Source organism: Bacillus sp. AFS031507, from assembly GCF_002584635.1.
Lineage (GTDB): Bacteria > Bacillota > Bacilli > Bacillales > Cytobacillaceae > Neobacillus.
The window spans coordinates 105,929-126,250 of record NZ_NUOW01000007.1; the positions used below are offsets into that span (position 1 = coordinate 105,929).

General features: G+C 44.0%; 22 protein-coding genes. 21 read left to right on the plus strand and 1 reads right to left on the minus strand.

From position 1 onward, the window contains the following. Window positions 1-172: 172 nt before the first annotated feature. Together prfA and prmC are read left to right on the plus strand one after the other, a co-directional pair. A complete protein-coding gene (prfA, locus tag COE25_RS09080; RefSeq protein ID WP_088090220.1) occupies window positions 173-1,246 on the plus strand; it encodes a peptide chain release factor 1 in 1,074 nt (357 codons plus the stop codon). Continuing rightward, entirely contained in the window at window positions 1,239-2,108 is an 870-nt protein-coding gene (gene prmC, locus COE25_RS09085) for a peptide chain release factor N(5)-glutamine methyltransferase (protein WP_098932376.1), read from the plus strand. The genes prfA and prmC overlap by 8 nt, the downstream gene beginning before the upstream one ends. A 73-nt stretch (window positions 2,109-2,181) precedes the next feature. Here prmC and COE25_RS09090 read toward each other — a convergent pair whose 3' ends face one another. Continuing rightward, on the minus strand, window positions 2,182-2,589 hold the full coding sequence (locus COE25_RS09090; RefSeq protein WP_088090218.1) for a nuclear transport factor 2 family protein: 408 nt from the start codon (window positions 2,587-2,589) through the stop codon (window positions 2,182-2,184). A 188-nt stretch (window positions 2,590-2,777) separates the two neighbouring features. Between COE25_RS09090 and spoIIR the strand changes: the two genes are divergently transcribed. From spoIIR to atpG, 19 genes are all read left to right on the plus strand, one after another. Continuing rightward, a complete protein-coding gene (gene spoIIR / locus COE25_RS09095; RefSeq protein WP_180247465.1) occupies window positions 2,778-3,707 on the plus strand; it encodes a stage II sporulation protein R in 930 nt (309 codons plus the stop codon). Window positions 3,708-3,868: 161 nt separating this feature from the next. Then, window positions 3,869-4,315 carry a GNAT family N-acetyltransferase gene (locus COE25_RS09100; RefSeq protein WP_098932377.1) on the plus strand — a complete coding sequence of 149 codons (447 nt, stop codon included), beginning with the start codon at window positions 3,869-3,871 and terminating at the stop codon, window positions 4,313-4,315. Between the two features lie 184 nt (window positions 4,316-4,499). After that, window positions 4,500-5,543 (plus strand): L-threonylcarbamoyladenylate synthase, encoded by a 1,044-nt coding sequence (locus COE25_RS09105; RefSeq protein ID WP_098932378.1) that lies wholly within the window; start codon window positions 4,500-4,502, stop codon window positions 5,541-5,543. A gap of 245 nt (window positions 5,544-5,788) precedes the next feature. Beyond that, complete coding sequence (locus COE25_RS09110) at window positions 5,789-6,346, plus strand: manganese efflux pump MntP (RefSeq protein WP_088090215.1); 558 nt, start codon at window positions 5,789-5,791, stop codon at window positions 6,344-6,346. 84 nt (window positions 6,347-6,430) lie between these two features. Beyond that, window positions 6,431-6,868 carry a low molecular weight protein arginine phosphatase gene (locus COE25_RS09115; protein ID WP_098932379.1) on the plus strand — a complete coding sequence of 146 codons (438 nt, stop codon included), beginning with the start codon at window positions 6,431-6,433 and terminating at the stop codon, window positions 6,866-6,868. A 171-nt stretch (window positions 6,869-7,039) separates the two neighbouring features. Continuing rightward, window positions 7,040-7,486 (plus strand): ribose 5-phosphate isomerase B, encoded by a 447-nt coding sequence (rpiB, locus tag COE25_RS09120; protein WP_088090213.1) that lies wholly within the window; start codon window positions 7,040-7,042, stop codon window positions 7,484-7,486. A 48-nt stretch (window positions 7,487-7,534) separates the two neighbouring features. Further along, on the plus strand, window positions 7,535-8,101 hold the full coding sequence (locus tag COE25_RS09125) for a TIGR01440 family protein (protein ID WP_098932380.1): 567 nt from the start codon (window positions 7,535-7,537) through the stop codon (window positions 8,099-8,101). A 268-nt stretch (window positions 8,102-8,369) separates the two neighbouring features. Continuing rightward, window positions 8,370-9,611 (plus strand): serine hydroxymethyltransferase, encoded by a 1,242-nt coding sequence (glyA, locus tag COE25_RS09130; protein ID WP_098932381.1) that lies wholly within the window; start codon window positions 8,370-8,372, stop codon window positions 9,609-9,611. 333 nt (window positions 9,612-9,944) lie between these two features. Next, entirely contained in the window at window positions 9,945-10,574 is a 630-nt protein-coding gene (upp, locus tag COE25_RS09135; protein WP_088090210.1) for a uracil phosphoribosyltransferase, read from the plus strand. Window positions 10,575-11,168: 594 nt separating this feature from the next. Beyond that, complete coding sequence (locus tag COE25_RS09145; RefSeq protein WP_098932383.1) at window positions 11,169-12,188, plus strand: nuclease-related domain-containing protein; 1,020 nt, start codon at window positions 11,169-11,171, stop codon at window positions 12,186-12,188. Window positions 12,189-12,315: 127 nt separating this feature from the next. Continuing rightward, on the plus strand, window positions 12,316-14,595 hold the full coding sequence (locus COE25_RS09150; protein ID WP_098932384.1) for a S8 family serine peptidase: 2,280 nt from the start codon (window positions 12,316-12,318) through the stop codon (window positions 14,593-14,595). 374 nt (window positions 14,596-14,969) lie between these two features. After that, window positions 14,970-15,194: an AtpZ/AtpI family protein gene (locus tag COE25_RS09155; RefSeq protein WP_098932385.1), complete on the plus strand. Its 225-nt coding sequence runs from the start codon at window positions 14,970-14,972 to the stop codon at window positions 15,192-15,194. A 2-nt stretch (window positions 15,195-15,196) separates the two neighbouring features. Beyond that, window positions 15,197-15,571: an ATP synthase subunit I gene (locus COE25_RS09160; RefSeq protein ID WP_088090205.1), complete on the plus strand. Its 375-nt coding sequence runs from the start codon at window positions 15,197-15,199 to the stop codon at window positions 15,569-15,571. Window positions 15,572-15,593: 22 nt separating this feature from the next. Further along, window positions 15,594-16,307 carry a F0F1 ATP synthase subunit A gene (gene atpB / locus COE25_RS09165; RefSeq protein ID WP_088090204.1) on the plus strand — a complete coding sequence of 238 codons (714 nt, stop codon included), beginning with the start codon at window positions 15,594-15,596 and terminating at the stop codon, window positions 16,305-16,307. 86 nt (window positions 16,308-16,393) lie between these two features. Further along, on the plus strand, window positions 16,394-16,606 hold the full coding sequence (gene atpE, locus COE25_RS09170; protein WP_348982654.1) for a F0F1 ATP synthase subunit C: 213 nt from the start codon (window positions 16,394-16,396) through the stop codon (window positions 16,604-16,606). A gap of 99 nt (window positions 16,607-16,705) precedes the next feature. Then, the gene (atpF, locus tag COE25_RS09175; protein ID WP_098932386.1) at window positions 16,706-17,236 is read left to right on the plus strand and encodes a F0F1 ATP synthase subunit B; all 531 of its coding nucleotides are present in this window, start codon (window positions 16,706-16,708) and stop codon (window positions 17,234-17,236) included. After that, window positions 17,233-17,769, plus strand: a complete 537-nt coding sequence (locus COE25_RS09180; protein WP_098932387.1) for a F0F1 ATP synthase subunit delta — start codon at window positions 17,233-17,235, stop codon at window positions 17,767-17,769. Before atpF ends, COE25_RS09180 begins: the two co-directional genes overlap by 4 nt. A gap of 25 nt (window positions 17,770-17,794) precedes the next feature. Beyond that, on the plus strand, window positions 17,795-19,303 hold the full coding sequence (gene atpA / locus COE25_RS09185; RefSeq protein ID WP_088090200.1) for a F0F1 ATP synthase subunit alpha: 1,509 nt from the start codon (window positions 17,795-17,797) through the stop codon (window positions 19,301-19,303). A gap of 94 nt (window positions 19,304-19,397) precedes the next feature. After that, window positions 19,398-20,255 (plus strand): ATP synthase F1 subunit gamma, encoded by an 858-nt coding sequence (gene atpG / locus COE25_RS09190; RefSeq protein WP_088090199.1) that lies wholly within the window; start codon window positions 19,398-19,400, stop codon window positions 20,253-20,255. Window positions 20,256-20,322 lie beyond the last annotated feature (67 nt).

Here is a 20,322-nt window from a genome sequence, read left to right on the forward strand (position 1 = left end):
ATTATCAGGGCATGTTTTTTCTACGGCTGTAGCTTGAGTTCCTTTTTAAAAAAAGGATTTTAACTTGAAAAATCACCCCGCGAAAAAATTTCCCCTTAATTTGGTTTTGACGGTTGTTTTCACCTATACTATAATTAGAATGTTATGGACAAAAAATTGAGGTGAATAGACCGTGTTTGATCGTCTTCAATCGGTGGAAGATCGTTATGATAAGTTGAATGAACTTTTGAGCGACCCACAAATTATTAATGATTCAAAGAAACTTCGTGAATATTCAAAAGAACAATCTGATATACAAGAAACTGTACTAACTTACCGTGAATATAAAGATGCGCGCGAACAACTTCAGGATGCTAAGGCGATGCTTGATGAGAAGCTGGATGCGGATATGCGTGAAATGGTGAAGGAAGAAGTTAATGAGCTGGAAGCGCAAATCGTTGAGTTGGAAGCTAAGATGAAACTATTGCTGATTCCAAAGGATCCGAATGATGACAAGAACGTTATCTTTGAAATCCGCGGAGCAGCGGGAGGTGACGAAGCGGCCTTGTTTGCTGGGAATTTATATCGCATGTACAGCCGTTATGCGGAAGCGCAGGGCTGGAAGACGGAATTGATTGATGCGAACCCGACTGGTCTTGGCGGTTATAAGGAAATTAGTTTTATGATCAACGGCCAGGGTGCCTATTCGAAGTTGAAGTATGAGAACGGCGCACACCGTGTGCAGCGTGTTCCGGAGACGGAGTCAAGCGGCCGGATTCATACGTCGACGGCGACAGTTGTTTGTTTGCCGGAAGCGGAAGAATTAGAAGTGGAAATTAATGATAAAGATATCCGTTTTGATGCGTTTGCGTCAAGTGGCGCCGGCGGACAGTCCGTTAACACGACGATGTCAGCAGTTCGGTTAACGCATATTCCAACTGGGATTGTGGTTTCGATTCAGGATGAGAAATCGCAGCACAAGAACAAAGATAAGGCGATGAAGGTTTTACGCGCACGGATTTATGATAAGTATCAACAGGAAGCGCAGGCGGAGTATGATTCTGTCCGTAAATCTGCGGTTGGTACGGGTGACCGTTCGGAGCGGATTCGTACGTATAACTTCCCGCAAAACCGGGTGACGGACCACCGTATTGGCTTGACGATTCAAAAGCTTGATCAAATTTTAGAAGGCAAGCTCGATGATGTCATCGATGCGCTGATTATGGATGATCAAGCGCGCAGGCTGGAAAGTGCCTCTAATGAGTAAAAAAGTCTATGAAGCTCTTCAATGGGCTTCTTCTTTTTTAGTTTCAGCGCGTCGTGATGAGAATGCAGGGGAGCTGTTACTTCGCCATTTCACCGGAATGTCGCGGGCGCAGTTGTTTGCGAATGTCCGCGATGACCTAGCTCCGGGCGTGTGGGAAGTCTTTGAAAAAGCGGTTGGTGAACACGTGAAGGGTGTGCCGGTCCAATATATCATCGGCACGGAGGAGTTTTACGGGCGCCCGTTTATCGTCAATGAAGAGGTGCTGATCCCGAGGCCAGAAACGGAAGAACTCGTCCACGGTGCACTTCAACGGATCAAGCGGCTGTTCAGTGGAGAGCAGGTTATCAGGTTAGCGGATATCGGGACCGGGAGCGGCGCCATCGCGATTACGATGAAGCTGGAAGAAGCGGAACTTCGAGTGTCAGGCACTGATATTGCGGAGGCGTCGCTGGCTGTGGCGCGGGAGAATGCGGCCCGGCTTGGGGCGGAGGTGGAGTTTGTTCAGGGGGATTTGCTTGGCCCGTTTATGGAGAGCGGGGCTCGGTTTGATGTGATCCTCTCGAATCCACCGTATATTCCGCTCGGTGACATGACGGCGATGTCGGAGGTTGTGACGGAGCATGAGCCGCACCGGGCTTTGTTTGCGGGGACGGATGGCTTGGATTTTTACCGCCGCTTTATGGTTGAGCTACCGCGAGTACTAGAGAAGCGCGCGCTGGTTGGATTTGAAATTGGGGCCGGTCAGGGCGAAGCGGTAGCGGAGCTTTTTCAAAAAGCTTTTGAAAGTGTAAAGGTAGAGATTGTGAATGATTTAAATGGCAAGGACCGGATGGTGTTTGCGGAGATCGGCTTCGGGGCTTAGGTTCCGGTCATGTGGAGAATTTACTATAATGAAAATCATAAAAAAGCTCAGAGTATGATGGCTCTGAGCTTTTTTATAGTTCAATTAGATAGGATGTCATTTCTTTTATTTTGGAGTTATTACGGGAACTGGCAAATTGGTATACGTTACAGAATGCAAATTTCTTTTTGTTTTCTACGATTTGGGTACCGTTAACTGAGCCGTGATATCCGTGGGTGATAATGGTGTTAATCTGCAGTTCGGTTACTTTATTATTTTGGTTTTGTTTGAGGATTTCGATCACTTTTTCTTTTCCTTGGAACGGATGTTGGCCGATGATATTCCAGTGAAAATCGTCGGTGATATTCTCTGATAGAAAAGCGAGGTCGTTGTGTGCAAAAGCGATGCTAAATTCTTTGAGGTATGCTTTTTTGGGTGCGTTGCCGCAATCGTCGGGGCAAATTACTTTTAAGTCCACGTATTCCGATTTTGAATGATCCATTTTTTTACACTCCATTTTCCTTAGATTTATTTTCTACAGAAAGACCTTCTACATATTTTATCATATATTAGATTTTATCCTTTTGAGTGGAAGACATCCAATCGTTTCTTTGGAAAATATCAAAATTTAATAGTTTAAGATTCTGGCATTTTGTCCAAAATGAAGGTATCGAAGGGACGGTGCTAGAATTGAAAAGTAAAGTGATTGTTTGGGGATATCTTATCGTTTTGTCTTTAGGGACGATGTTGAGTTTATATATGCCGAAGACGGAAGCCGCAGCGAAAGAATCGATTGTGATTCCTGGTGAAGCGATTCGGCTCAGGATTCTTGCGAATAGTGATTTTGAAGAGGATCAAGCCATTAAACGGAAAGTCCGCGACGCGGTGAATGCACAGATTACCCTGTGGGTTCAGGATTTAACGTCGATGGAAAAAGCAAGAACGGTCATCAAGTCGAAGCTTCCTGAGATTCAAGCGATTTCGGAACAAGTGGTCCGCGATCAAGGGTCCGATCAATCAGTGAAAGTGGAGTTTGGCAAGGTTCAGTTTCCGACGAAATTATATGGTCAATTTTTATATCCAGCTGGTGAATATCAAGCGATTTTGATTACGTTAGGTTCGGGGGAAGGCGCGAACTGGTGGTGCGTGCTTTACCCGCCATTATGCTTTCTTGATTTTTCAAATGGGGTGGCTGTGAGTGATGGCTTTGAGGGAGAGAAAAAGGCGAAGGCAAAAACAGTGAGACCTGCTACTGCTAAGTCCGAGGAAAAGGTTGAAAAGGCCAAAACGGTGGCAACGGTTGAAAAGGTAAAAGAAGAAGTAAAGGAAGAAGCAAGCTCAGTTGAGGATACGAAAGCGGTTGAGGTTAAGGGAGAAAAAGAGGTTGAGGTCAAGCCTGAAAAAGAGGAAAAAGCCACAACTGTGGACGAAGAAGAAATGAAGAAGCCGGAGAGGTTGATCGAAAAAGATGCGCCGGTGTTCAATGAGATAATGGTTGAGGTTGAAGATGAGCCGGTAAAGTTGGCTAAAAAGGATGCGCCTGTGTATACTGCTGAAGATGAAAAGCCGGTGGAAGTGAAGTTTTTCGTCGTAGAGATGTGGGAGAAGATGTTTAATTAGACCAGTTCCAGCAATGGGGCTGGTTTTTTGTGTGGAAAAATGCGGTAAGGCTGTAGTCGTTTCTTTAATAAAATTTTACTAGATTCCCGATTCTAGCGGTTCTATTTGTTCTAGCTCATCCATATTCATAGAGTAGAATCTTAAAAAAAGAGGTGGAAGCGATGCAGACATTGATTCGCAGAGCAAATAAACAAGACTTGGGCAGTTTACGACAGTTTTTAACCAGAGCCAATCTGGGAACGGATGGATTAACCGAGGATACGATTGACTATTTTTTGCTGCTAGAGAATGAGGATGGCATCTTAAAGGGTTCGCTTGGCATGGAGGCCTTCACGGAGTTCGGGCTCTTGCGCTCCCTCGTTGTTACACCTGGACAAGCTGAAAAGGAAATCTTCGTTCTTTTTGATCAAATGGTGCAATTAGCGAAAGAAAAAGGGATGAAAGGTTTGTTTTTGGCAACAAATAAGAGCGTAGCCTTACCATTTTTCGAAATATTGGGCTTCCAGAGGATTGACCGGGCAGAAATACCCAGCGAATTTTATCAATCTGAACATATTCGACACGTTTTAAATGTGGATAACTCTATATTTTTGAAATTTTCACTATAATTGTGGATATATCCACAAAGTTATCCACTATTTCAAGGAAGTTGTGCACAATTTGTGGATAACACTTGTATTTATGCCCACCTTCTTTTATACTTTCAAACGTATTGAGCTTAAAATATGAGTCTAGGTGACTAAATTCGCCAAATTTCGCTAGAAGACTCATTCGTGATAAAGGTGGATAATTATGAACACAAAGGTTTGGAAAGTGGATAAGTATGTGGATAATCTTGAAAATAATCCACAGGTTGTGGATGCAGCGAATTTTTTACGGGATAACGAAGTGGTTGCCCTGCCAACGGAGACGGTTTATGGTCTTGGAGGGAACGCGGAAAGTGATGTGGCGGTTGGGAAGATTTTTGCAGCTAAAGGAAGGCCGAGTGATAATCCACTAATTATCCACATCGCTGAAAAAAAGCAGCTGAGCACGTTTGTAACTGAGGTTCCCGACAAGGCTGAAGTGTTGATGGATGCGTTTTGGCCGGGACCACTGACGATTATTTTTAAAAAGAAAGAAGGCGTCCTAGCGGAAACGGCCACGGCGGGATTGTCGACGGTTGCAGTGAGGATGCCGGACCACCCTGTCGCACTGGCGTTGTTGAAAAGTTGTGGACTGCCAATTGCTGCCCCGAGCGCCAACAGTTCGGGCAAACCAAGTCCAACGAAGGCCCAACATGTCATGGACGATTTAAACGGGAAAATTGCTGGTGTAATCGACGGCGGCGCAACAGGAATTGGCGTGGAATCAACGGTCATCGATTGCACGGAAGCGATTCCGGTTATCTTAAGACCGGGCGGGGTAACAAAGGAGCAACTTGAGGCCGTGCTCGGTGAAGTACGTATTGATGCCGCATTAACAGACGAGGCGGCCCGGCCGAAAGCCCCGGGCATGAAATACCAACATTACGCCCCGAATGCACCTCTATTTATGGTGTCAGGCACCACGAAGTTTCTCCAGAGTCTAGTAGAAGAAAAGCGGTTTGAGGGGTTGCGGGTCGGGGTGCTGACTACGGAAGAGCAGGCTGATGTGTATGAAGCGGATGTGGTGCTAGCTTGCGGGAAGCGGGCGGAACTTACGACGGTTGCCGCGGAGCTTTATGATACATTACGAAGATTTAATTTAGAAAAGGTCGATGTCATTTACAGTGAGGTATTTCCGAACGAAGGTGTCGGAAATGCAATCATGAACCGCCTTCAGAAAGCCGCTGGAAATAAACTGATCGCTGAATAAACACTAGGTTCTCCGCGAAGGGGACCTGGTGTTTTTTTTTCGGTGTCAGGCACCAATTTTTTTGGTGTCAGGCACCAATTATTTGCGGTCGCAAACACCATTATGTAACAAATTTTGGAATTAGAAACGTGGAAGAAGCGGTATAATAGACGTAAGCGGCCAATATTCCAGTTCCCGAACGAGACTTCTAAATTAGTTTGGACGTGCATATGCTAGGGTAGTTAGTCCAAGGAGGCGGGGTCCGAATGTCTGAAATGGTTGGCGAAATAGTAACTCTTATGTTAATGGCGTTTGCGCTAGGGATGGATGCATTTTCAGTTGGACTTGGCATGGGGATGTACAAACTTCGGCTCAAGAAAATTATTAATATTGGCATCACGATCGGTTTGTTCCATGTATGGATGCCGCTGCTTGGCTTAATTGCTGGGAAATTTTTATCAGATAAGTTTGGTACCTTTGCGACCTTTATCGGCGGTTTTCTGCTGATTTTACTCGGTGTGCAAATGGTGTGGTCCACCCTCAAAAAGAGCGATGAAAAGGTTATTTCCCCAGTTGGGTTCGGCTTGCTGCTCTTTGCCTTGAGTGTGAGTCTTGATAGTTTTTCCGTAGGGCTTACCTTAGGCATTTATGGTGCGAAGACGATTATGGTTATTTTGTGTTTTGGAATTATGGCAACCATCCAAACATGGGCGGGACTGCTGCTTGGCCGCAAGATGCAGGGCTGGGTCGGGTCATATAGTGAGGCACTAGGTGGAGCTATTTTACTTGCCTTTGGCTTAAAGCTGCTCGTTCCCTTCTTTTAACGGGCGGATCGGCCAACCATTTCGAATCTCTAACTTAAATATGATAAAATAAATTACATAAGATCTTGTAAGGAGGCAAACACATTGCAGCGCATTTTGTTTGTATGTACAGGAAATACGTGCAGGAGTCCAATGGCAGAAGCAATTTTGAAAAATAAAGCGGTCGACGCGATCGAAGTGAGGTCGGCAGGCATTTATGCTGCGAACGGCGGCGAGGCATCGACACATGCAAAAAGGGTGTTAGAGGACAATGGGATCGTGCACAATCACCGTTCCAGTTTGTTAACGAGTGTTGAGGTCAAATGGGCCGACCTCATCCTAACGATGACATCCTCACATAAGTTGGCCATTCTGCAGCAATACCCTCATGTGAGTCAAAAGGTATATACCTTAAAGGAATACAGCGGGGAAGGCTTCAATCATGATGTCGTCGACCCGTACGGCGGACCGCTCGCCATATACGAAGAGACCTTTCGTGAACTAAATGGATTAATTGATAAAGCGATTGGAAAACTAAAGTAAACGATGCTCTCTTTTCGAAGAGGGCTTTTATTTTTTGATTGAAACTTTATATTTTTGTGGCGGTATGTCAAAATTAATCAGGAAAGCAAAGATCCTTTTCGTGACGGACACTAGTGGCGAGGAGCTGGGGTTTGTCTGTAAAAGATAAATAGAATTGAGGAGGTTTTTAACATGAAAGTGGCATTAGCATCAGACCATGGCGGAGTGAATCTTCGCAAAGAAATCGCGCAATTACTTAACGAACTGGGAATCGAATTTGAAGATTTTGGCTGTGACTGTGAAACATCGGTTGATTATCCAGATTACGCACTGCCAGTTGCTGAGAAGGTAGCGAGCGGCGAGTTTGACCGCGGGATTCTGATTTGCGGAACGGGAATTGGCATGAGTATTGCTGCTAACAAGGTGAAAGGGATTCGCTGTGCATTGGTCCATGATACGTTTAGTGCCAAAGCAACGCGGGCTCATAATGATTCAAACATCATAACGATGGGTGAACGCGTCATTGGCCCTGGCCTGGCCAGAGATATAGCTGAAATCTGGCTGACGGGTGAATTTGAAGGCGGCCGTCATGCGAACCGGATAGGAAAAATTGGTGAATACGAGGATAAGCACCTCTAATTTAGCTCGGGCTGGACTGGAAATCTTTTTTAGTGGAGGTCAAGGCGTATGATTCAAACGTGTGAACAAGAACTGGAAGCGATTTTAACGGAATTCAAAGAGCAGGGTGCGTTAAGACAAGGGCAGCTGTTAGTGGTCGGCTGTAGTACGAGTGAGGTGATTGGGGAGAGAATTGGCACCTCTGGTACGGTTGAAGTGGCGGAAATGATTTACCGCTGTTTGAAAAACCTTCAAGCGGAGACGGGGATCACGCTTGCCTTCCAATGCTGTGAGCATTTAAACCGGGCCTTGGTCGTCGAACGTGTGGTTGCCGAGGAAAGGCGGTTCGATGAAGTGTCGGTTGTCCCTGTCCGTAAAGCAGGCGGGGCGATGGCCACTTACGCGTTTGGAGCAATGGAAGACGCGGTTGTAGTGGAGTTTGTGAAAGCGGATGCCGGGATTGACATCGGCAACACACTCATCGGGATGCACTTAAAACATGTCGCCGTTCCAGTCCGCGTGAAGCAAAAAAGCATCGGACAGGCCCATGTAACACTCGCCAAAGTACGCCCGAAACTGATCGGCGGCGCAAGAGCCGTATACGAACGGAATCAGGAAAACTCGAGCTGCTCTTAATAAACTTTGGTGTCAGGCACCATCATTAAAGTTTTTTATTAGCTGGAAAATTTTGATGTATCACATTAAAACACGAATGTTATTGTGATAAAAATTAATTTCGTTCGGAAATCGAAGTTCTAATATATAAAAATATTCCACATTAGGTAAAAAAATAATTAAAAACCGAAAAATGTTTCCCTTTTATTTTGAGGGTGTTTCATGCTAAAATGAATAAGAATTTTCGAAATTATCTATAGTGACTTACATATTAAGGGGGATTTTTGTCATGAAGCATTTGCCACAAGCCGATGAACAGGTTTTTCAAGCGATTCAAAAAGAATTAGGTCGTCAACGTTCAAAAATCGAATTAATTGCCTCAGAAAACTTTGTAAGTGAAGCAGTTATGGAAGCCCAAGGTTCCGTTTTAACAAACAAATATGCAGAAGGCTATCCTGGCCGACGCTATTATGGCGGCTGTGAATATGTTGATATCGTCGAAGATTTAGCCCGCAACCGCGCAAAGGAAATCTTCGGAGCGGAATACGTGAACGTGCAGCCTCACTCAGGTGCACAAGCTAATATGGCGGTTTACTTCACAGTTCTAGAGCAAGGTGACACCGTGCTTGGCATGAATTTATCCCACGGCGGCCACTTAACACACGGCAGCCCAGTTAACTTCAGTGGTGTTCAATATAACTTTGTTGAATATGGTGTGGACCAAGAAACGCACCGCATCAATTATGATGATGTGCGTGCAAAGGCACTCGAGCACAAGCCGAAAATGATTGTAGCTGGTGCTAGTGCGTACCCTCGCGCGATTGACTTTGCAAAGTTCCGTGAGATTGCCGATGAAGTCGGTGCATACCTCATGGTGGATATGGCGCACATCGCTGGACTCGTTGCGACAGGATTGCATCAAAACCCAGTACCGTACGCTGATTTTGTTACCACAACTACGCATAAAACATTACGCGGTCCACGCGGCGGGATGATCCTTTGCAAAGAGGAATTCGGCAAGAAAATTGATAAATCGATCTTCCCTGGAATTCAGGGCGGTCCACTTATGCATGTCATTGCTGCGAAAGCTGTTGCGTTTGGCGAAGCATTACAGGACAGTTTCAAAGAATATGCAGGTCAGATTATCACGAATGCCCAGCGCTTAGCTGAAAGTCTTCAAAAGGAAGGCTTGAAGTTAGTATCCGGCGGAACGGACAACCACCTCTTGTTAGTGGATGTAACGACGCTTGGATTAACTGGCAAGGTTGCTGAAAAGGTCCTTGATGAGGTTGGCATCACGGTTAACAAAAACACGATTCCATTTGATCAACAAAGTCCGTTTGTAACAAGCGGTATCCGCATCGGTACTGCAGCAGTGACAAGCCGTGGTTTTGTTGAAGCGGATATGGACGAGATCGCTTCAATTATCGCGTTTACCTTGAAAAACCATGAAGATGCGGCGAAACTTGAAGAAGCGCAAGGTCGTGTCGAAGCATTAACAAGCAAATTTACTCTTTATCCAGAATATTAATAAGAAAAGCGCAAGCGCCCTGTTCAGCGGCGTATGGCCTGGAGCGCTCCAACTGAGATAAAGGAAACACGAAGAGCCGAAGGTGCATTCGTGCTTGACTTATCGTAGGTTGGAGAGCGAAGGACACTAGCCGCTAGGGCACTGGAGCTAGACAGTTGTCTAGGTTCAAAAACTTATACTTTCTTATTTTAGCAACAGAGAATCGGCCTATCGTGGGCCGATTTTTTTTGAAAAATCTAACTAGTTGAAAGTGCTGATTTCTATTTGCTCATTGCCTTATTTTTCTGTAAAATGAGACGAAGTGTTTATAATTTAAAATAAGGAGCGATGATTATGGCCAAGGTATTCGTTTTCGACCATCCACTCATTCAACATAAACTAACTTACATACGTGATAAAAACACAGGAACAAAGGAGTTCCGCGAGCTTGTCGATGAAGTCGCGACGCTGATGGCGTTTGAAATTACCAGAGATATGCAGCTTGAGGATATCGATATCGAAACACCTGTCTGCCCAGCGAAATCTAAGGTATTATCCGGAAAGAAAATTGGGATTGTGCCCATTTTGCGTGCAGGAATCGGAATGGTTGATGGCATCTTAAAATTAATCCCAGCTGCGAAAGTGGGCCATATCGGTTTATACCGCGACCCTGAAACATTGCTTCCGGTTGAGTATTATATTAAGCTGCCAAGCGATGTAGAAGAGCGTGATTTCATTGTGGTTGATCCGATGCTCGCAACAGGCGGTTCGGCGATTGAAGCAATTCGCTCCTTGAAGAAGCGCGGCGCGAAACATATCAAATTTATGTGTTTAATTGCGGCACCAGAAGGCGTGGAAGCAGTAAAGTCAGCCCACCCGGACGTGGATATTTATATTGCTGCATTAGATGAGAAATTAAATGACCACGGCTACATCGTCCCAGGCCTTGGTGATGCAGGAGATCGGTTGTTTGGAACGAAATAAGATACCGTTTGAAAAAAAGTCGAGAGTATTCGGCTTTTTTTTGTTAGCTTTATTAAAAATAAGTCATTGTTTTTTGGAAAAAATAATGAGATTGGGAGCCTTAATTGTTTTTTTGGGGAAATAAAAATCGGTTTTGGAACTCCAATTATTTTTCTTAAAAAAAGAGAAAATCCATACTGGAACCCAAATTGTTTTCGAAAAATACAAAATCCCTTTTGGAACCCGATATATTTCTCGAAATAAGAGAAAATCCATACTGTGGAACCAATTTATTTTTTAAAAAAAGAGCTCATTTTTGGAAAAAAATGTCTAATAACACAAAACACCTTGAAAATGGCACAAAACTCTAGAAATCGGCACAAAACCGGCCCAAAATGGCACAAAACCACCGAGAAATGGCACAAAACTCCAACGAGAACATTTTTGAACTTGAATAAAGAACATAAAACGATAACAAGAACCGAAATAGACTTAAAAAATAAACGGCAAAAAGACTATATTTCACTAATAAGATATAATTGGCTTAATTTTTAAGGAGGATATCTAATCTTTTAATAGAAATTACCACTGAATATAGATAAAGAGGTGATGTAAATGGTCGTTTTAGAACTGAAGTTACCAATTCAAGCTTACCAATGTATGGCGATACTCCGAAGGGTATCGAAAAATCATCCAATCAGGCCAACCGTCGAACGAGATTTAAGATCGTGGCTGAAGGGATACTATGGAGAGAGGGAATGCAGCTACTATCTTTCGCTTTTGCCCGAAGATCAATATTACATTTTTCATGGCCTGCGGCTAACTGACAAGAAGGCATTCCAAATTGATTTAGTGATCCTTTCAAAGAGGTTTATCTTCATGGCAGAAGTCAAAAATCTATCAAAGAAATTGATTTTTAACAAGGAAACCAATCATGTAACCAAGGAATTTAATAATGAAGAAGAGGGCATTTCGAATCCAATTCTTCAGGTGAAAAGGCAGAAACTGCAATTTGTAAATTGGCTCAGAAAGATGCAAATGCAGGGTTTGCCAATTGAAAAAGTGGTAATCATCAGTAAACCGACGACTAAAGTGGAAACAACCGCTGACAATCAGCAAATTTTCAATGAGTTGATTTATGCCGAGTCACTTCTGGACAAACTGGAAGTGCTTGAAATGAAGTATCAAAAACCCGTGTTTAGCAAAAGAAAAATCAGCCAATTAGTGGACCTCCTTTTAGCCCACCATCAAACTCCTATTCCTAATATTCTCCAAACTTACAAATTCTCAAAAGACGACATTATAACTGGAGTGTTATGTCCTAAGTGTCAAACCGTCAAGATGGATTATTATTCAGCAAATTGGCACTGTCCTAATTGCCTGTTAATCTCAAAAACGGCTCATCTTCCAACTGTAGATGATTATTTTCTCTTGATTGGACCGACGATTACAAGGAAGCAGTTTGCTGAGTTTACACATATTAAATCCACCTTTGTAGCAGGGAAACAACTAAGGGCGCTTAACCTCACGTCTAATGGCTCTAAACGAGGAACAAAATACGCACTTCCGAAAAATCAACTCCTGTGCCCGCTCGATGAAAAGGAAATCAACGCATACACGATTCCAACCAAGTAAATAGGAAATCAAAGCATACATAGTTCCCACCAGGTAAATAGGAACTACCCGATTCCCGTTTCCCAAAATAGTCGTGCATACTTTCGCCCCTCTAAGAAAACGATATGGAAAAAGGGGAAATCTATCGATGAAACTTCTACTCGCGTTACTGCTAGCTTTTCAAACTCCGAAAATACTCATCCATCCTTCGATCACCAAAAGCACGCAGGAGACAACAGCCATTATAATCCTAGACAAACCACACACCGACCAGGAAATCCAGCAACTCATGAAACCTTATAAAGGCGTTAAGCTGCGCCGTGTTTTCCACCATGCGCTTGATGGATTCTCGGTCGAAGGCAGTGCAGAAACACTTGCCGAAATCGGCCGCAGCCATAAACAAATCAAAAACGTCTCGCCGGTTATTACCTACCAAGCCGAAACCGAGGAAAGCGTCAAAATTATTGGTGGGGAAGAAGTCCGCAGTTTTTTTGATGAAAAAAATGAACGGCTGACGGGAAAGGGGGTAACGGTCGGGGTCATTGATACGGGCGTCGATTACACCCATCCCGACCTCAAGCGCAATTATGCCGGCGGCCGTGACCTGGTTGACAACGACCGCGATCCGATGGAAACGCTGGCGCTCGGGAAGGCGACGATCCACGGAACCCATGTGGCCGGCATTATTGCAGCCAATGGAAAAATAAAAGGCGTTGCCCCGGAGGCAAAAATTGTTGCGTACCGGGCGCTTGGGCCGGGCGGGGGCGGGACCACCGAGCAGGTGCTCGCGGCGATTGACCAGGCGATTAAGGATAAAGTGGATGTCGTCAATCTCTCGCTTGGGAATGATATCAACGGGCCCGACCTGCCAATCAGCCTCGCGCTCAACCGCGCGGTCGACCGCGGAATTGTCGCCGTGGCGGCATCTGGTAATTCCGGGCCAAATGTTTGGAGTGTTGGCTCACCCGGGACCGCCTCCAAAGCGATATCGGTAGGTGCATCGACCCCAACTTTGGGGACACCCTATCTTTTAATAGAAGGAAGTCGGGATAAATTCCAGATTGAACCGCTCGAAGGCTCAGCCAAGTGGTCGCTCGACCGCTCCGCTGACATTGTTCATGGTGGCATCGGCAGACCAGACGAATTGAAAAATGTCGATGGGAAAATTGCCCTCATCAAAAGAGGGATTTTAACTTTTTCAAAGAAAGCGGAAAATGCGAATCGGGCAGGGGCAAAAGCGGTGCTCATCTACAACAATATGAGCGGCGGCCGTTTCATGGGAAACCTCGATACGCAAATGTCGATCCCAGTTGGGGCCATCTCGAAGGAAGATGGGGTTATTTTACAAAAAGCCTTAAAAAGCCAAACCACCTCGGCAAGGGTCACGGTCAGCGAGGATTCGGACCGGCTCGCTGACTTTAGCTCGCGGGGCCCGGTGACGGGAACCTGGGAAATCAAACCGGATATTGTTGCGCCCGGGGTAGCGATTAATTCGACGATTCCAGGCGGCTATTTATCGCTCCAAGGGACGAGTATGGCGGCGCCGCACGTCGCTGGGGCCTGTGCATTAATTAAGCAGGCCCATCCGGACTGGACGCCCGAACAAATCAAAGCGTCCCTGATGAACACGGCAAAACCGCTCGCAAAGTCTAATAGCGTTGACCGTACGGCGACCATCCCGAACGGAGCTGGGCGTCGGACCACCGCCAACACTGACCGAACCCTTGGGACACGTAGTGAACCCGCCTACTACCGCACCTTTGAACAGGGGGCAGGCAGAATCCAGGTCGACGAAGCGATCCAAGCCACCACACTCGTCACACCAAGCAGTATCCGGTTTGGGAAATTTACGGAACAGAGTGACGTCCATAAAGCCTTTCTGCATGTCGAAAATACAAGTCAGCAAGACCAGCGTTATTCGTTTGATATCCCGCCGTATGTCGATGGACTGGAATGGAGGCTGCCGCTTTCGTTTACGCTCGAACCTCAGCAGACCAAGGACATAACGGTCGAGTTAACGGTTGACCCGCAGGTGTTTAAAGGGAAAATTCACGACGGGTACCTCCGCTTGCAGGCGGGCGGGGCAACGGTTCGCATTCCGTATCTATATGTTCTAGAGGAGCCGGACTATCCACGGGTAATGGGCTTTGATTTTGCCGAAGGAGACAAACCAGGACAGTACCGCTATGAGGTGTATTTACCGGGCGGGGCGGAGGAATTTGGGATTGCCTTGTTTAACCCGGAGGATTATCGTTTTGTCGCCTATTTAGATACGATTACCAATGTGAAAAAGGGACTTATTCGCAAGGACATCCCAGACGACCAGCTTCCAACAGATGGGACCTATTTAATAAAGGTTTTTGCCAAAAAGGCCAGTAAAGAGGATCATATTGAACGGATGATCACGATTGAGAGGAAAGAAGACTAAATAGTAATTTTAAGAAAAGACCTTGTTCACACCAAGACATGGTCTTTTTAACAAAATCATAATAAAGGTTCATAATATTGTACCATTAGTATAATTCTAATTGTTCACAAAATAGACACAAAATGAACAAAATTCCTTCACAATTTGCTCTACAATAAGATTGTTGAGTAAATTCCAAATTGGAAAATACTATAGGAAATACTTTGTGGCATAATTCACGTAATTTCATTGACATTGACAGGGTGCTATTGTATGCTAACTAAGGGTGTAAATGATAGGGTTTTCATGTAAATAAATCTATCTAAAGATAGTATTTAGGTTCTGGATTTTACTTTTTGCCCGATTGACATTCTCTCAGAGTGAGGATGTGTTATATGAGTAAAAACAACCGCAACCCATTACAAGCTATGGCTTTAATGTCCGCAATTGTCTCCCAATTAGTAGGTTCCATTCTAATAGGTATTTTCTCAGGCAGATGGCTGGATCAGCATTGGGATACCGAACCAATTTTCTTAATAATCGGACTGCTTATAGGTCTTGGAGCGGGTACCTATTCCATGCTACTTTCAATCCGCCATTTCTATTCAGGAGATAAATAACTATGCCAGATTTCAGAGTAATGTTCAACAGGCAGCGCAAATGGATTTTTTACTTGTTGTCCATTTATGTTCTAGGCTGGGGCTTCACCTCGTACCAAACCATATTTCTAGGGCTGATTCTTGGGACATGCTTTAGTTATCTGAATCTTTGGATACTAGTTAGAAAGACGGAGAGCTTTGATAAAAAGGTAACAGAGGGCAAAAAACCCAAGTCGTTAGGTTCGCTCTCGAGGATGGCTGTGGCGGGAATTGCTGCGTTAATCGCATTAAGATACCCAGAGCAATTCGATATGATTAGTTTAGTGATAGGATTAATGACATCCTATATTGTCATTATGATAGATTATTTTTACCATGCATTGCATGTACATAAATGAAGCGGAAGCGAGGTGAGTTTACATGCATCATGAGGTTCCAGAGTTTAAATTTATGGGCCTTTGGTTTAACGGCGCAAATATGCTGATGATCACAGTAGCAAGTCTAATTGTTTTCCTAATTGCTGTCCTTTCCACACGAAAGCTGGCAATGAAACCTACAGGGATGCAAAACTTTTTTGAATGGGTAATGGACTTTGTTAAAGGGATCATCAACAGCACGATGGATTGGAAAGATGGCGGGAGATTCCACATCCTTGGGATTACATTAATTATGTATGTTTTTGTATCCAATATGTTAGGTCTTCCATTTGCGATTGTGGTGGATGAAAAGCTATGGTGGAAATCACCAACAGCCGATCCAATTATCACTTTAACACTAGCAGTTATGGTTTTGGCACTATCCCATTATTATGGCGTCAAGCTAAAAGGTGTCAAAGGTTATGCAGAAGGTTTCTTCAGTCCAATGAAATTCTTATTCCCATTGAAGATCATTGAAGAATTTGCCAATACGCTGACTCTTGGTCTGCGTCTATATGGTAACATTTACGCGGGTGAGTTGCTTCTATCACTATTAGCAACAGGCTTAGCACATCAAGGAATAGTTGGTACCATTGCAGCTGTCCCACTAACATTGGTATGGCAAGGGTTCTCTATTTTCGTTGGTACGATTCAAGCTTATATTTTCACAATGTTAACAATGGTTTACTTGGCTCATAAAGTGAGTCACGACCATTAATAATACACCGTTCATTTTCATGAACAAAATAAAAAATTAATTGATGTTTTATACATTTAAGGAGGAAAAAAGTAATGACAGGATCAATTGGTGTTTTAGCAGCAGCAATCGCAATCGGTTTAGCAGCAGTAGGTGCAGGTATTGGTAACGGTCTTATCGTAGGTCGTACAGTAGAAGGTATCGCTCGTCAACCTGAACATCGTGGTTTGCTTCAAACAACTATGTTTATCGGGGTTGCGTTAGTAGAAGCATTACCGATTATCGGTGTAGTTATCGCGTTCATGGTATTAAACCGATAATAGTAGGAAAATTCAAGATGGCGATGATCAACAAATCCTCGCCATTCATTTATGTGTTTTTACTATCGTTAAGCAACTCTTGAAAGGAGTGAACCGAGGGTGTTAACAAACAGTTTAGTATTAGCCACTGCTGCTGAAGGCGGCGGCCACATTAATACTGGGGATATTTTCTTCCAGCTTATCGTTTTTCTTGTATTGTTAGCCTTGCTCAAAAAGTTTGCATGGGGTCCATTAATGGGCATTATGAAGACGCGTGAAGAGCATATTGGTAGTGAAATTAGTGCGGCAGAAAACAGCCGTTTAGAAGCAGAAAAGATTTTACAAGAACAAAGAAATCTTTTAAAAGAAGCACGTAATGATGCGCAAAACTTAATTGAAAATGCCAAAAAGCAAGGTGAACTTCAACGTGAAGAAATCGTTGCGGCATCTCGTACAGAAGCTGAACGCGTCAAAGAAGCAGCAAAGCTTGAAATTGAGCAGCAAAAAGAAAAAGCTGTTGCCGCTATTCGCGAACAGGTTGCCTCTCTATCTGTATTAATTGCTTCTAAAGTAATTGAAAAAGAATTAACTGCAGCAGATCAGGAGCAGCTCATTAACGAATATATTAAAGAGGCAGGAGAAGAGCGATGAGTAACTCAATGGTAGCAAAACGCTACGCGTTGGCTCTTTTCCAAATTGCGAAAGAAACTCAAACGCTCGGAGTTATTGAAGAAGAACTTCGTGTAGTGAAGGAAGTTGTACAATACAATCCTGAATTAAAAAATATCTTAAATTCTTCTAAGCTTTCAATTGAAGAGAAAAAAGAAATCATTAAGTCATCTTTCGCAACAGTAAATGTAAATGTATTAAATACCATGTTGATCTTAATCGACCGCCACCGTGAAGACCAAATCGTTGACGTGGCAAATGAATTTTTAGAGCTGGCAAATGATGAGATGGGCATTGCCGAAGCGAAAGTGTACAGCACCCGTGAATTAACGGATGCGGAACGCGAAGCAATCTCGTCTGTATTTGCAGCAAAAGTGGGCAAAAAGTCCCTAAAAATTGAAAATATCGTAGATTCCAATCTGCTTGGCGGTATCCGCCTTCGCATTGGAAATCGTATATATGACGGGTCATTAAGAGGAAAACTCGATCGTTTAGAACGTAAATTGTTAAGCTAGATTCGAAAGATTAGGGGTGAAACTCATGAGCATCAAAGCTGAAGAAATTAGTGCCCTGATAAAAAAGCAAATTGAAAACTATCAGGCGGAAATTCAAGTGACTGATGTCGGTACAGTTATCTCAATCGGTGACGGTATCGCACGTGTTCATGGCCTCGACAATGTCATGGCTGGAGAACTTGTTGAATTTTCAAACGGCGTTATGGGTATGGCACAAAACCTTGAAGCAAATAACGTTGGTATTATCATTCTCGGACCTTTCACTGAAATCAAAGAAGGTGACGAGGTTCGCCGTACAGGACGCATCATGGAGGTTCCAGTTGGTGAGGAACTAATCGGACGCGTTGTTAACTCACTTGGACAACCAGTTGATGGTATGGGTCCAATCAATACAACAAAAACACGCCCAGTAGAAGCAGTTGCTCCAGGCGTTATGGCTCGTAAATCCGTTCATGAGCCATTACAAACAGGTATCAAAGCGATTGACGCTCTAGTGCCAATCGGACGTGGTCAACGTGAGTTAGTCATCGGTGACCGTCAAACAGGTAAAACATCTGTTGCGATTGATACCATTATCAATCAAAAAGGTCAAAACATGGTGTGTATCTATGTTGCGATCGGACAAAAAGAATCAACCGTTCGTAACGCGGTTGAAACGCTTCGTAAATACGGTGCGTTAGAATACTCAATCGTTGTAACTGCATCTGCATCACAACCGGCTCCATTGCTTTACCTAGCTCCATATGCGGGCGTGGCAATGGCTGAAGAGTTTATGTATGCTGGCAAACACGTATTGATCGTATATGATGATCTTTCTAAACAAGCAGCTGCCTACCGTGAGCTTTCCTTGCTGCTTCGTCGTCCTCCAGGTCGGGAAGCTTATCCAGGGGATGTTTTCTACTTGCACAGCCGCTTACTAGAGCGTGCTGCAAAAATTAACGATACACTTGGTGCTGGTTCAATCACTGCGCTTCCGTTCATTGAAACGCAAGCAGGCGACGTTTCAGCTTATATCCCAACAAACGTTATTTCAATTACTGATGGACAAATTTTCTTACAATCTGACTTATTCTTCTCCGGTGTTCGTCCGGCGATCAACGCGGGTCTTTCCGTATCGCGTGTAGGTGGATCTGCACAAATCAAGGCGATGAAAAAGGTATCTGGTACCTTACGTCTTGACCTTGCATCATACCGTGAATTAGAAGCATTTGCTCAGTTTGGATCAGACTTAGATAAAGCAACCCAAGCGAAACTTAATCGTGGTGCACGTACGGTTGAAGTTCTGAAACAAGATCTTCACAAGCCACTTTCAGTTGAAAAGCAAGTTGCAATCCTTTACGCATTAACACGCGGTTTCCTTGATGATATTCCATTAGAGGATGTCCGTCGTTTTGAATCAGAATACCTTAATTGGTTAGACCACAACCGCAAAGAGTTGTTAGACCATATTACAAAAACGAAGGACCTTCCTTCTGATGACGATATGGCTTCTGCAATCAACGCCTTCAAAAAGACGTTTGCAGTTTCCGAATAATAGGGTCTGACATTTAGAACGGTGAGCGCGCGGCACCCGTAAGGCGGGCCGCACGCCCAACCAGACATTCTTTGAAAAAGGGTGGTGAGAACCTATGGCTTCATTACGTGAGATAAAAACTCGTATCAATTCAACTAAAAAGACGAGTCAAATAACCAAAGCAATGGAAATGACCTCTGCTGCAAAGTGGAATCGTGCCGTCGTCAATGCAAAGCAATTTGTACCTTATATGGAAAAAATCCAAGAAGTAACGGCATCGATTGCAATTGGCTCAGGCGGAGTAAATCATCCCATGCTGACCAGTCGACCTGTTAAGAAAACCGGTTATATTGTTATGACTTCTGACAGCGGACTTGCTGGCGGTTTTAACAGCAACGTTCTCCGTCATGTTTATCAAACAATCCAAAGCCGTCATAAATCGAATGATGAATTCGCGATCATTGCAATCGGAAGAATGGCACGTGACTTTTTTGTCAAACGAGGCATGAATGTGGTCCTTGAATCGATTGGGATTCCAGCTCAGCCTAACTTTGCTGACATTCAAGACATTACCCGTGCAACGGTTGGAATGTTTACCGATGGAACTTTCGATGAATTATATGTCTATTACAGCCATTATGTAAGTGCCATTTCACAGGAAGTACAGGAGAAGAAGCTCCTTCCGTTATCGGACTTAGCGACTTCAAACAAACTCATTTCCTATGAATTTGAGCCGTCTGCTGAAGAAATATTAGAAGTTCTCCTGCCTCAATATGCTGAAAGTTTGATCTACGGAGCACTCTTAGACAGCAAAGCGAGTGAGCATGCTGCTCGGATGACGGCAATGAGAAATGCAACTGATAATGCTAAAGAATTAATTAATCACTATACACTAGTTTTCAACCGTGCCCGTCAAGCAGCGATCACCCAGGAAATCACGGAAATCGTTGGCGGTGCGGCAGCGCTTGAATAAAACCTTTATTTTAAAAATGAACCCGATGTAGAGGGTTTGACTAGATTTTGAGCAGGGAATGCTATGT

Coding starts and splice junctions, on each gene's coding strand:
- prmC (WP_098932376.1), top strand. CDS start 1,239: ATGAGTAAAAAAGTCTATGAAGCTCTTCAATGGGCTTCTTCTTTTTTA.
- COE25_RS09090 (WP_088090218.1), bottom strand. CDS start 2,589: ATGGATCATTCAAAATCGGAATACGTGGACTTAAAAGTAATTTGCCCC.
- COE25_RS09100 (WP_098932377.1), top strand. CDS start 3,869: ATGCAGACATTGATTCGCAGAGCAAATAAACAAGACTTGGGCAGTTTA.
- COE25_RS09105 (WP_098932378.1), top strand. CDS start 4,500: ATGAACACAAAGGTTTGGAAAGTGGATAAGTATGTGGATAATCTTGAA.
- COE25_RS09110 (WP_088090215.1), top strand. CDS start 5,789: ATGTCTGAAATGGTTGGCGAAATAGTAACTCTTATGTTAATGGCGTTT.
- rpiB (WP_088090213.1), top strand. CDS start 7,040: ATGAAAGTGGCATTAGCATCAGACCATGGCGGAGTGAATCTTCGCAAA.
- COE25_RS09125 (WP_098932380.1), top strand. CDS start 7,535: ATGATTCAAACGTGTGAACAAGAACTGGAAGCGATTTTAACGGAATTC.
- glyA (WP_098932381.1), top strand. CDS start 8,370: ATGAAGCATTTGCCACAAGCCGATGAACAGGTTTTTCAAGCGATTCAA.
- upp (WP_088090210.1), top strand. CDS start 9,945: ATGGCCAAGGTATTCGTTTTCGACCATCCACTCATTCAACATAAACTA.
- COE25_RS09145 (WP_098932383.1), top strand. CDS start 11,169: ATGGTCGTTTTAGAACTGAAGTTACCAATTCAAGCTTACCAATGTATG.
- COE25_RS09150 (WP_098932384.1), top strand. CDS start 12,316: ATGAAACTTCTACTCGCGTTACTGCTAGCTTTTCAAACTCCGAAAATA.
- COE25_RS09155 (WP_098932385.1), top strand. CDS start 14,970: ATGAGTAAAAACAACCGCAACCCATTACAAGCTATGGCTTTAATGTCC.
- COE25_RS09160 (WP_088090205.1), top strand. CDS start 15,197: ATGCCAGATTTCAGAGTAATGTTCAACAGGCAGCGCAAATGGATTTTT.
- atpB (WP_088090204.1), top strand. CDS start 15,594: ATGCATCATGAGGTTCCAGAGTTTAAATTTATGGGCCTTTGGTTTAAC.
- COE25_RS09180 (WP_098932387.1), top strand. CDS start 17,233: ATGAGTAACTCAATGGTAGCAAAACGCTACGCGTTGGCTCTTTTCCAA.
- atpA (WP_088090200.1), top strand. CDS start 17,795: ATGAGCATCAAAGCTGAAGAAATTAGTGCCCTGATAAAAAAGCAAATT.
- atpG (WP_088090199.1), top strand. CDS start 19,398: ATGGCTTCATTACGTGAGATAAAAACTCGTATCAATTCAACTAAAAAG.